This window comes from Niabella aquatica (assembly GCF_054779315.1).
Genome location: NZ_BAAGYM010000020.1, coordinates 79,891 through 92,433 on the forward strand (window position 1 = coordinate 79,891; position 12,543 = coordinate 92,433).

Annotated in this window: 8 protein-coding genes; 2 read left to right on the forward strand and 6 right to left on the reverse strand. The window is 42.3% G+C overall.

Annotated elements, in window-relative coordinates; translation table 11 throughout:
• Positions 1-126: 126 nt before the first annotated feature.
• The gene (locus ACYVBM_RS15750) at positions 127-495 is read left to right on the forward strand and encodes a septal ring lytic transglycosylase RlpA family protein (RefSeq protein ID WP_460686645.1); all 369 of its coding nucleotides are present in this window, start codon (positions 127-129) and stop codon (positions 493-495) included.
• Positions 496-499: 4 nt separating this feature from the next.
• Entirely contained in the window at positions 500-976 is a 477-nt protein-coding gene (locus ACYVBM_RS15755) for a YqgE/AlgH family protein (protein ID WP_460686646.1), read from the forward strand.
• Between the two features lie 160 nt (positions 977-1,136).
• On the opposite strand, the gene metH is transcribed toward ACYVBM_RS15755, so the two are convergent.
• The 6 genes from metH to ACYVBM_RS15785 form a co-directional block, all read right to left on the reverse strand.
• Positions 1,137-3,908 carry a methionine synthase gene (gene metH, locus ACYVBM_RS15760; RefSeq protein ID WP_460686647.1) on the reverse strand — a complete coding sequence of 924 codons (2,772 nt, stop codon included), beginning with the start codon at positions 3,906-3,908 and terminating at the stop codon, positions 1,137-1,139.
• A gap of 54 nt (positions 3,909-3,962) precedes the next feature.
• Entirely contained in the window at positions 3,963-4,163 is a 201-nt protein-coding gene (locus ACYVBM_RS15765; RefSeq protein WP_460686648.1) for a GxxExxY protein, read from the reverse strand.
• 46 nt (positions 4,164-4,209) lie between these two features.
• Entirely contained in the window at positions 4,210-5,256 is a 1,047-nt protein-coding gene (locus ACYVBM_RS15770; RefSeq protein WP_460686649.1) for a homocysteine S-methyltransferase family protein, read from the reverse strand.
• Between the two features lie 323 nt (positions 5,257-5,579).
• On the reverse strand, positions 5,580-8,519 hold the full coding sequence (locus tag ACYVBM_RS15775; RefSeq protein ID WP_460686650.1) for an outer membrane beta-barrel protein: 2,940 nt from the start codon (positions 8,517-8,519) through the stop codon (positions 5,580-5,582).
• Positions 8,519-9,763: a 6-bladed beta-propeller gene (locus ACYVBM_RS15780; protein ID WP_460686651.1), complete on the reverse strand. Its 1,245-nt coding sequence runs from the start codon at positions 9,761-9,763 to the stop codon at positions 8,519-8,521. The genes ACYVBM_RS15775 and ACYVBM_RS15780 overlap by 1 nt, the downstream gene beginning before the upstream one ends.
• Before the next feature lie 186 nt (positions 9,764-9,949).
• Positions 9,950-12,520 (reverse strand): TonB-dependent receptor, encoded by a 2,571-nt coding sequence (locus tag ACYVBM_RS15785; RefSeq protein ID WP_460686652.1) that lies wholly within the window; start codon positions 12,518-12,520, stop codon positions 9,950-9,952.
• Positions 12,521-12,543: the final 23 nt, after the last annotated feature.

Sequence of the window (12,543 nt, forward strand, 5' to 3'; positions counted from 1 at the left end):
TTGCTCCCGACACTGCTAATGCTCGGAATACATCATTCAGAACTCCCTTTAGGGGGTTTTGTTTTTTATGTACAAGTTTAATCCTAATCTTATATTTTTGACAAGCGTCAATCAGGATTATCAAACATGAAGATCAGATTTTTAAGTATCGTTATAATAATGTCCGTCTTTTTACTTCACGGCTGCAGCAAAAAGATCGTTGAATCGGGCAGCGCTTCGTTTTACGCAGATAAATTTATTGGCCGGAAAACAGCCAACGGTTCTGTATTCCGGCAAAACAGGATGACGGCAGCCCACAAAACCTTACCCTTTGGTACCAAAGTAAAAGTCACTAACCTGTCTAATGGCAAAAAAGTAAAAGTACGTATCAATGACAGGGGGCCTTTTGTAGAAGGCCGGATCATTGATCTCACCAAAAAAGCAGCCAGACGGCTGGATATGGTGAATGCCGGGGTAGTGAAAGTAGCAATAAAATATAAAAAGCCTCAACGATAATCTTATGGATGATCTATCAGGTAAAATACTTGTCAGCGCTCCTTCAATGGAGGATGCCGTTTTCCAGGAATCGGTTATTCTTATTGTTGAACATAACAAAGACGGTGCTTTAGGTTTTGTAATTAACAAAATTTTTGACAAGGCCCTGAATGAGCTGGTGGAATTCAGCAGCAGTCCTGCTTTTCCATTATCTGAAGGAGGCCCGGTGGATAAGGACCATCTTTATTTTATTCATAAACGCGCTGATCTTATACCTGGTGGCGTTCGGGTTACTGAGCATATATACTACGGAGGAGATTTTAAAAAGGCTGTGGCACATATCAACAGTAAAACACTTACTACATCAGATATCAAAATATTCATTGGCTACTGCGGCTGGGATAAGGGAGAGCTTGAAGCGGAAATTGAGGAAAGAAGCTGGATGGTGAGCGATTGTAACGAGGATAGTATTTTCGCCCATACCTTTCGCCGGCCTGAATAATACGCCTGACAATAAAAGATTGTAAAAATAGTGTTGGGCTAATAGAAAGATCTCATATAACAAATGTTCAACAGTAACTGCTCTTAAAAATGACAATCCGACATTCATTGAACCGTATACGCCGCTGAAACCTTTTTAAAATGACTTTTACATTATATCCTTACTGCAAAACCGGACTTAACCATTTCTCAGCCTCTTCCACACTCATTCCTTTGCGTGCTGCGTAATTTTCCAGCTGGTCGCGGTTTATTTTTCCCAAACCAAAATAATGGCTTTGAGGATGTGCAAAATACCAGCCGCAAACAGAAGCCGGCGGATCCATAGCCAGGCTTTCGGTAAGTGTTATACCAATGTTCTCTGTTACCTGCAGCATGTTAAACAGCTTTACTTTTTCGGTATGATCGGGGCAGGCAGGGTAACCAGGTGCAGGGCGGATACCCTGGTATTTTTCCCAGATCAGATCTTTGTTGGTAAGATCTTCATCTTTTGCATAACCCCACAGTTCTTTACGGGTTTTCTCGTGTAAACATTCTGCAAAAGCTTCTACAAAACGATCTCCTAAAACCTGTACCAATATTTTGTTATAATCATCAAGCTCTTCAGCAAACTGTTTCACTTTATCCATAGCCCCATGAATAGTAACTGCAAAGGCTCCTATATAATCTGTGCCAGCCTCCTGCCCCCCGGAGGGAGCACTTATGTCGGCAATATCCTTTACGCTTTGCGGGTCGTTTAAAGCATCTAACTCCTCTTCTCCGGATGGGCCGGATGCGACCGGCCTCACAAAATCAGCCAGCGAAAAATTGTAATGTCCGGCTGCTTTCTTGGATTGCTGACGCAGGCTTTCCAGCCGTACTTCTCCTTCAACAGTATATACCGTAATAGTATCTGCATTATTGCTGTTAGCCGGCCAAAAACCAACCACGCCATCCGCCTTAAACCATTTTTCGGCAACAATGGTGGCTACCATTTTCTCTGCGTCAGCTAAAAGCTTTCTTGCCTCTTCACCAAACTTATCATCACTAAGCACTTCCGGATACCTGCCGGGCATTTCCCAGGCTATAAAAAACGGACTCCAGTCTAAATATTTAGCTATTTCACCTAAATCAAAATCCTTAAAAACAGTCACTCCTTCAACAGCAGGCTTCGTGGGTATATAATGCTCCCAATCGAGCTCTTCTTTATTCGCTATCGCATCCTGATAAGGGATCAGTTCTTTTTTATTTTTATTGGCAAACTGCTGGCGCAGGCTTTCGTACTCCGTATCGGTTTTTTTCAGCAACACCTCTTTCTCTTTTCCCAGCAACGTGCTCACCGCTGTTACGCTTCTGGATGCATCCAATACGTGCAACACTCCATTATTGTACTGTGGCGCAATTTTTACTGCGGTGTGCATGCGCGAAGTGGTAGCACCGCCAATCAGCAAAGGCTGTTTCATATTGCGGCGTTTCATTTCACGCGCTACATGTACCATTTCATCCAGTGATGGGGTGATCAACCCGCTTAACCCGATAATATCCACTTCCTCCTTTTCCGCTGTATCCAGGATCTTATCGGCAGGAACCATTACGCCCAGGTCAATTACATCATAGCCATTACAGCCCAGCACAACGCCTACGATATTTTTGCCGATATCGTGCACATCGCCTTTTACAGTGGCCATAAGTACTTTACCGGCGCCCCCGGTTGCTGCGGCAGGATTGTCCAGCTTTTCCTGTTCAATAAAAGGGAATAGCCATGCCACGGACTTTTTCATCACCCGGGCACTTTTTACCACCTGGGGTAAAAACATTTTTCCCGCACCAAAAAGATCTCCTACTACATCCATACCTGCCATTAAGGGACCTTCAATTACTTCAAGGGGACGGGAATATTTTAACCTGGCCTCTTCGGTGTCTTCATCAATGTATTCTGTAATACCGTTTACCAGCGCATGTTTCAACCTTTCCTCAACAGGGGCCTGCCTCCAGGTATCATCTTTTTTCTGAACCTTACCTTCCGATTTTACAGTTTCAGCAAAAGCGAGCAGCTTTTCCGTAGCTTCATTGTTTTCATTATTTCTGTTCAGGATCACATCTTCACATAAATCTCTTAGCTGCGGCTCTATTTCATCGTAAACCACCAGCTGACCGGCATTTACGATACCCATATTCATCCCTGCTTTAATAGCATAATACAGGAACACGGAGTGCATGGCCTCACGCACCGGCTCGTTACCTCTAAAGGAAAAAGAAAGATTACTCACCCCGCCGCTTATACCAGCCAAAGGCATCAGCTGCTTAATACGGCGGGTGGCATTAATGAAATCTACCCCATAATTATTATGCTCCTCAAGTCCTGTAGCGATGGCAAAAATGTTGGGGTCGAAGATAATGTCCTGTCCTTTAAACCCTACCTGCTCTGTTAGTACTTTATACGCACGATGGCATATTTCCACTTTTCTATCTTCGGTATCAGCCTGGCCTTTTTCATCAAAAGCCATTACAATTACCGCAGCCCCGTAGCCCTGGCAGATTATTGCCTGCTCAATAAACTTTTCTTCTCCTTCTTTTAAAGAGATAGAGTTCACAATACATTTTCCCTGCACACATTTCAACCCGGCTTCAATGATCTCAAATTTTGATGAGTCGATCATCAACGGCACTTTACAAATATCCGGTTCGCTTTGAAGCAGGTTGACAAATGTAGTCATGGCCTGCACTCCATCCAGCAAGGCATCGTCCATATTGATATCGATGACCTGGGCGCCATTCTCTACCTGCTGGCGGGCTACACTTAACGCTTCTTCATATTTATTCTCGCGGATAAGGCGTGCAAATTTTTTGGAACCCGTTACATTGGTTCTTTCACCTATATTGATAAAATTCGTTTCGGGCCGTACAATTAACGGCTCTAAACCTGAAAGTCGGAGATAAGGTTTGATAACTGACATGTTCTTTTATTTTACCACGGAGATGCACTAAGTTTTTTCACAGCGTTAGAGCATTCATCTTTTAATCCCATTTTTCAAATTACTTGTATAAAAATTAAGAAACAACCCCGCTTTGCATCCGGATAGCTTTAAATATGTTACTACCTGGCCAGTATGCACATCGTTCAATGCTTCTACAGTTTTTATTTCTACAATTACTTCTTGTTCTATAAATAAATCAACCTGATGATCAATATCCAATTTTAACCTGCTCAACGCTCATTTAACTTCGTGCAACCCTGTTGTACTCTGTAATTTAAAGTTATGAATTGACTGCTTCTTCCAATGGTAAAGTCCGTGGCGCAACACCTTTTACCGCTCTTGCAATTTCTCTTATATGATCGGGGGTAGTACCGCAACAACCTCCTACAATATTTACAAAACCCTGCTTTGCCCAATCATCCAGAAAAGCGGCCGTTTCTGACGGCTGCTCATCGTACTCTCCCATTGCATTCGGCAGGCCGGCATTAGGGTAAGCCGATACGTAGCAGGAAGCGATCTGGGAAAGCTCTTCCACGTGGGCACGCATATCTTTTGCTCCAAGCGCACAGTTCAGGCCAATGCTTAAAGGATTGGCATGGGATACGGAAATATAAAAAGCTTCCAGCGTTTGACCGCTTAGCGTTCGCCCGGAAGCATCGGTAATAGTGCCGCTGATCATGATATCGCGTTCTGTACCCGGATGTTCGCGGAAGTATTTCTTGGCAGCAAAAATGGCCGCCTTGGCATTAAGTGTGTCAAAAATAGTTTCGATCAAAAGTATATCTGCTCCGGCATCTATTAGTCCGCGCATCTGTTCTGTATAGGCCGCTACCACTTCATCAAAGGTTACGGCACGGTAACCAGGATTATTTACATCGGGCGAAAGGCTTAATGTCTTATTCAGCGGCCCGATAGCACCCGCTATGAATTTCTGGTTTCTGATTTCTGATTTCTGATTTTCGTTCAGACCGGGCATATCGTTTATAAATTCATCAATAGCCTCACGCGCGCATTGTACTGATGCAATGTTTAGTTCATACGCCAGCTCCTGCATATCATAATCTGCCTGGGCTATAGATGTGCTGCTGAAAGTATTGGTTTCGATAATATCAGACCCGGCATTCAGGTATTCTTTATGAATAGCTCTAATAACATCAGGCCGGGTAATGCTTAAAAGATCGTTATTCCCTTTTACATCTGTATGCCAATCCTTAAAGCGCACTCCCCTGTAATCTTCCTCAGTAAGCTTATACCGCTGGATCATGGTGCCCATAGCACCATCCAGCACTAAAATGCGTTTGCTTAATAATTGTCTGATTGAACTCATAGTGATCCTTTTTGGAAAGACGTATCAAATAAGTGAAATTTATTTTTGATACGGCTTCGCTAAATGTTATAATAAACGTGGGGAACATGAAAGAATGCTCATTCCGTTTATTAGTTCTATTTTAATGACGCAGGATGAACAATAAACAAATCCGCCTGCCAGGCGCGAATTTAGCACAAAAGTTAAATGTTTCGGTTAAATCTCAATTTATAGAACAAGTTACTACTAAGATGTTATTTCGTAGTATTAAATACTAAAATGATCTGTTTTTCAATCTACTAACTGATATATTTCTCTATTACTTGTAAAACGGGCTTTCCGGGTTAGCGATTACGCATGCCTCCACCAAAGTTTCCACTGCCACCAGCCGATCTTCTTTCAAATTTACCTTCGGAGCGACGCTCTCCCCCTTCACCTTTTCCACCGCCCCGAACCTGCCTTCCACCGCCAAACCTGCGCGGGTAATACGACAAAGTAACCATAAAAAACTGTTGCAGGCCGTTGGATACCGTAGTGCTGAGGTTATTGATACTGGCAGAAGTGGAGATATTCTTATTCTGCTTCAAAATATCCATAGCGGAAAGCTTTACTTCAGCCTGTTTTGTTTTCAGGAACCTGTAGGTAGCAAAAGCATTCCATAATGCCGATGACTGCCCGGTTGTATTATTGGTTACATAATTAAAGGTATTGCTAATGGTAAGATCTCTTGCAGGGTTTATATTCAGATTACCCTGGGTGATATAGTTAACAGCTTTTAATGATTTAAGGCTTCCCCCGCTTTGAGTGCTGCTATTCGTATTAATGCTTTGCGATACCTGTACAGTTCCGAAATCGCCCAACGTATAAAATACGCCCAGGTTATTATTAATATTATTAGCCCTGGTTACCGTATAAATAGCATCCACAAAGTTGGGAGAGGTGGTATTTGACAGGCTGAGTGAATAATTGAACTGTAATACTTTGTTGTTTTTCATCTTGAAAGACAATCCCGAATTAAAGCCTGCGTTATAAATGCGCCTGCCATTCATATTGATCAGGTAGGTAGTACGCCTGCCGCTTAGCCTGTCATAAAAGCTGCTGTCCACAATAGCATCATTTACATCGCTCACACTTGCAGAAATACCGAAGTTATAATCTGCTTTTTTAGCAGGTTGCTGACGCCTGTAATTGAAGTTGAAGTTAAGCGCGCTGGTAACAGAAGGCTGCAGGTTAGCATTTCCCAAATTAATATTATAGGCGTTCACGCTGGTATCTATAATAGGCCTTAGCTGATCTACAGAAGGAATAGAAGGCGACCTGTTTCCCGCTACGTTCATTTCAATATTGTAACGGCTAAACTTTTCATAATTATAACTTACAGAAACCGAAGGAGTAAAGAAGTTAAACGATCTGTCCATATTGCGGAAATCAAAACTTGATTCATTTTTTTCTGATAAAAACTGTCCCTGCATATTAGCTGTAATATTAATATACCGGTTAAATCTGTCTGACAAACGCTTTGAAAAATTTTTCGACAACCTTAATGAAGGCCGGTCTTCTATTCTTGTTACCCTGTTATTATGTGTCAGGGAATCGTTTCTTATATAAGCTCCGGTTAAAGAGTCATAATCGCTCACCTTTATATTAGCATCAGACCGTGTTACACTCACGTTATTATTCAGCACCAGGTTGATGTTCCATAAACTAAAGTTACCAAACAGTAAACGCTTCAGGGCATTATAATTCATTCCCAGGTTATTACTAAAGCCTGACGATTCATTACTGTTCAACCGGTTGAAATGCTGGTTCTGGCTTTCATCTTCATAAGAAATAAAATCAGTGATAGCATTACTTTTACTTTCGCTGTTATTGTATGAAAGATTATAGTTGAGACCAAAGCCTTTGAGGTTTCTTTCATCATCATCTTTATTTCTGAAAGAAGTGGAAAAGCTCATACTATTGTTTTTACTTTGGGTGGATGACCTGTTGGAACTTTCACTTAACGGGTTTCCTCCCTCGACCGTTTTGGTAGAAAAACTATTAGAAGACCTGGTATTATTCGAGGAGTTCATATTGGCATTCACCGAAAAATCTTTGTCCTGATCCCGTTTGTTATAACTTATACCGCCACTATGGCTGTTATTTGCCGAACTGGTTTCCTGCTCTGAATCCTGCAGCAGAATCCTGTCTGTGACACTGTTTCTTGAATCGGTTGTAGAGGAAACATAGTTATCGGTATTCCTGACATCATAGTTAACCCTTAGCTGGTTATTAAACCGGCTGTTATTGCTCTCAGAAAAATCATACTGCATATTACCTCCAATAAACATTACTTTATTTACACCGGAGCTTCCGAAATTGGCCACATACCTGTTACTGGGATTATAGTTTCGGTAAGAACCCTGCCGGAACATTTCCTGCAGGCTGGCTGTTTTATTAATGTTGTTCATACTGGCCGCAACGCCTCCCCGGAACTTTTTGTTATATCCCAATCCCGAGACATCTGCCTCGTACCGCCTGTCGGTACCAATGCCGGCACCGGCTTTACCAAAATACCCGAACTTTTTATCCTCCCTCAACCGGATATTCATCGTCAGTAAAGAGTCGGCCGGATTATCATCTATATTATCCTTAGAGTAATCTGTTTCCCGGTACACCTGAATTTTTTCAATGGCATTCTTAGGCAGGTTTTGTGTGGCCAATGCAGGGTCGCTGCCAAAAAACGGCTTCCCATCCACATATACGTTGTTTACCGTTTTCCCGTTAACGGTAATAGTGCCGTCACCCCACATTGTTACACCAGGCACCCGCCGTAACATATCCTCCACCACCGCATTGGAATCCAGCTTAAATGCCGCCGGATTGATCTCAAGCGTATCACCATTCATCGTAACAGGCACAACGGCTTTTATTACTACTTCATCCATCACTCCCTGTGCTTTAGACATAAAGAGTGTTTTAAAATTATAATGGGGAGCAAGTGTGTCGAGAGTGATGGTCTTAGAAAAAGGATTATACCCTGTAAAGGAAAAGTTGACATTTACGGGTGTAAAAAAAGGAATATCAGAAAAGCCAAAAGTACCGTCTTCGCCTGTTATGTAATAATTCAATAACGTAGAGTCTGATTTTTTGTACAATGTAATGGTTACAGATTGCAACGCATAATCATCTGCAGAGTCCTTCACGATACCGGTAATACTCCCTTTATTATAGCGGATGGTATCTTTTTGAGCAGATAATAATGAGGGTATTATTGCAATCAGCACAGCGATGAGTATCCGCATTATCCAATTTTGTTTTTAAGTTTCAGCTGAATGATAACCGGATTATCAGTACGGGTACCTTTTTCAAAATATTGTTTTATCACAGGTGTGTATTGGGGATCTCTTGGTTTATTATTTTCGTTAGATTGAAACATAGAAGAAGAAGAAGCGCTGCTATACAGGTAGCTGTCGTCTGCATATTGAATGCCTGCCTGCAGCAGCGGCAGATAAGCGTTCGCGCTGTCCGTATTTATTTTACCGGTATTATAGAAGCGGCGGGTAGCTTCGTCAAACATAAAATTCCGTTCCCGTGGGCTCTTGTTATAATCCAGCGAAAAGAACAGGTAATGCTGCATCCTGTAAACATAGTCAAGCTTCCACACAAAACTTCCGTTTTGCGTGCGGTATAGATCCAGGTCATTCTTTGAACGGAAAGGATGCGTAAAAAAAGCCTTGGGCAAAGAATTTTCAAGTGGCAAAATCAACGTGTACAGTAAAGACACGCTATCTTTTGTTAACTGGTAAATACTATAATTGTAAGGCCGTGTAAATAACAGGCGCTCCTTATCACTGGTTGGAAAGAAAGACACCTGCTCCGGCTTGTAGTAAAAAGCTTCGCTCCTTTTGTTATAGGAAAAATCTTCGCGGATATTTTTCTCGCCATCATATACTTTCAGTTCATAGCCTGTATTATCATTAAACTTCCTGTTAGCAAAAACGTAGCTATATGCCCACCAGTTATTGAAGATTGTGGGTGATACCAATGCCAGGCTGAAATCTTTGAGCCGCTGTATTTTCTCTTTATGAATATCGGACAGATCGTACCAGGCCGACCAGGTAAACCTGGCAAATGACCTGTTGGTAGGGTCTTCCATCATTTTCTCAACTTCGGCAGGCGAAAAGCTGAAGTTTTTATTACTTCCTGAAATAAACAGGGCATTTCTGCCTTTATCTAACTGAATAGTCTTGACGGTACAATTCGGTGGCCTGTATTTCTTTACAAACTTTCCCTTCTTATCAAAGAAATATATAAAGTTGGTATCGGCATCCCAGATAATAAAATATTCATCAGATACCAGCAGTTGCCTGATCCTTCCGAAAATGCTTTTTTTTGTAGTTTGCAGGGGTATATAATTTATCTCCTCAAATATCTTTGACGCAGGCGCACCTGTAGCATAGGCAGGCTGAAAATACAGATCCCGGCTATCCTGAGCGGAAGCAGTGTAGTGCACCATAAAGCAAAAGATCGTTACCCATTTTCTCATAAACCCTTTGACGCTTTAAAAAGTATTTTCCTGCAAAAAATTTAAGAAAAACGTCTGTATCATCGTATTTTTCTACATATCCGCTATAAAACGTAAAAGACCCGCTGTAAAAACAGCAGGTCTTTTATTGATTGCCAAAATTTATGACAGCGCTATTAAACCTTTTAAGATCTTACACGTCTGTTATTATTTACCATTAAATGAATAGCTAAGCGTTATACCAAAAGTGCGCGGATCTCCAAGCACGCCGGCATAATGACCGGCATTACCACCTGCAGGTAATAATTGCTCGTAGTAATTTTTATCTAAAAGGTTACGCCCCCATATAAATGCTGAGAAACCTTTCGCAGCTTTAAAACCCAGTCTTGCATTAAGCAATCCATAACCTGCCACATTCAGGTATGCAGATGGTGAAGGGCTTGAGGAAAATCCCGATCGGGCAAAAAGGTCAGCCGCTATAAAAAACCGGTTAGCCCTGCCAAATAACGAGGAAGGAGTTGAATATTCACCACCTGCTGAACCCGCCCATTTAGAAATGCCCGGCAAATCGCCACCGGAAATATCTTTAAATGCTACCTGTACACCATCTACGGTATTGCCGGTTTCTTCCAGGGGTAAGGGTGCATTTGCGAACTTTATATATTTCCCTTCGGTATAGCTAAGTGCGCCGTAAAAATTAAAATGATGGTTCAGCCGGTAATTGGCTTCTGCTTCAGCACCTCTTACCCTTACCTTATCGGCATTGGCAATATAGCCACGGTTCACACCAAGCTCCGCAGATTGTACATTAGTTTGATAATCTTTAATGTCATCATTGAATAAAGACAAATTGAACGTAAGATCTTCGGTTAAAGTGGTTTTTATACCCAGCTCATAATGTTTGGTATACTCGGGCCTTATTACAGCAAGGTCTGTTGCCGGAGCTCCGTTAACCGTTGGCAGGCCCGCCACGTTTACTCCCACAGGTTTGTAGCTTGTAGAGAATGTACCATAGGTATTTATTTTTCTTGAGGGCCGGTAAGCTAATGTTATATGATAAGTTGCATTTCTTTCATAAGCATCTGCGTTATAAAACTGGCTGCTGTAAACACCTTTTTTTAATGCTACTAATGCAGGGTCGGTGGTTTCCAGGCCCCCGTAAGCAACGCGATCATAAACAACCACTTTTTCATCGTAGTTTAACCGTACGCCCGGTTGTATATGAAAATGGTTAAAAACCTCCCAGTCTGCATTGGCGAATAATGCAGCGCTTTTGGATCTTATGGAAGAATTGGTTCTTATTCCATAACCTTCAAAAAGGCCGGGCGTTTTCCATAACTCACTGGCAGAGCTTTGTGAAAAGCGCCACTGATCTTTTCCAGACTCTTCGGTACCGGTAACTTTTACCTCCTGCCCGATATAATAAACACCGATCACACCACTTAACCTGTCGCTGATATCACCGGCATACCTTATTTCCTGTGAGAAATTTTTATGCTTTGCCGGATTCTGGGATTTTGCGAGGGCCTGCAAACCTGTAAAATCCCTGTCGTTGGAAGGTTCCCAGATCCAGTACCGGTAGGCAGAAGTGGCGGTAAGCGTACCCGGGCCGATTTTACTGTCGAAGTTCAAAGAAACTCCACCAATTTCATTACCCGAATTCCACGGTGTATCGTGGTCTATGATCCTGTCAAAAGCATTAGTGCTTGGCAAGGTATAATTCAGGTCGGCAATAATGGCATTGAACTGCCGGTACGCAGGCCTCTTCGTGGTAACCACGCCTGCAACCACCTGTGCATATCCATCGGGCTTCTGCTTATTATAATCACCAGAAAGTGTAACCTGCGTATTATCTGAAACATTATACAGCAACTGTGTTCTTAAACCCAGGTTGTTGATATCATTGGTATATTTATCGGTACGGATATTTTTTATAACCCCATCGCGCTGCGTTCCGGAAAAGGATACGCGCGCAGCCAGTTTTTGTGTAAGCGGTCCGGTTACAGATGCTTTGGCCTGTATATAGCCATAATTGCCATAACTTACTTCGAGCGTACCGCCAGGAACAAAAGATGGCTTGCGTGTTGTAATGTTAATAGCACCAGCGGTTGTGTTTTTGCCAAATAAGGTGCCCTGCGGGCCTCTTAACACCTCGAATCTTTCAATATCAATAAAATCAAGGGTTGCCGCAGCGGGCCTTGCATAGTAAACGCCATCTACATAATAACCCACACCAGGATCAAGACCATCATTGGTTAAACCAAAGGGAGAACCCAGTCCCCGTATATTAATGCCTGTATTTCTGGGATTTGAGGTATAGAGCTGAAGCGATGGCACCAGCTCTTTAACACGGTTCACATTAAAAGCTCCTGCCTCTGCTATCTGGCTGCCACCTATTACAGATACGGCGATAGGTACATCCTGCGAAAGTTCCCGTCTTCTGCGGGAAGTGATTACTACCGTATCGGTGTGATAGAGCACCTGCAGTTTTATGAGAAGCGTATCATCGGTGTTTCTCACTACTACATTCCTGGTTGCATAATTCACCGAAGAAACAGTAAGAGTAAAAGGAATGCCCGGAACAGGCGATAATGTAAAAATACCCGTTGCATCGGTGCTGCTGCCCTGTGTAGTGCCTTTGATTATTACACTGGCCCCGGCTAAGGCATCATTGCTTTCATTTACCACACGACCCACAAGTTGTGCATATAAAAAAGCAGGAAAAAAGTGAAGGATAAGCAGGATAAGCATTGACTGATAGGAACGTTTTTTATTCATTATTCAGTATTTTAACGAGATGT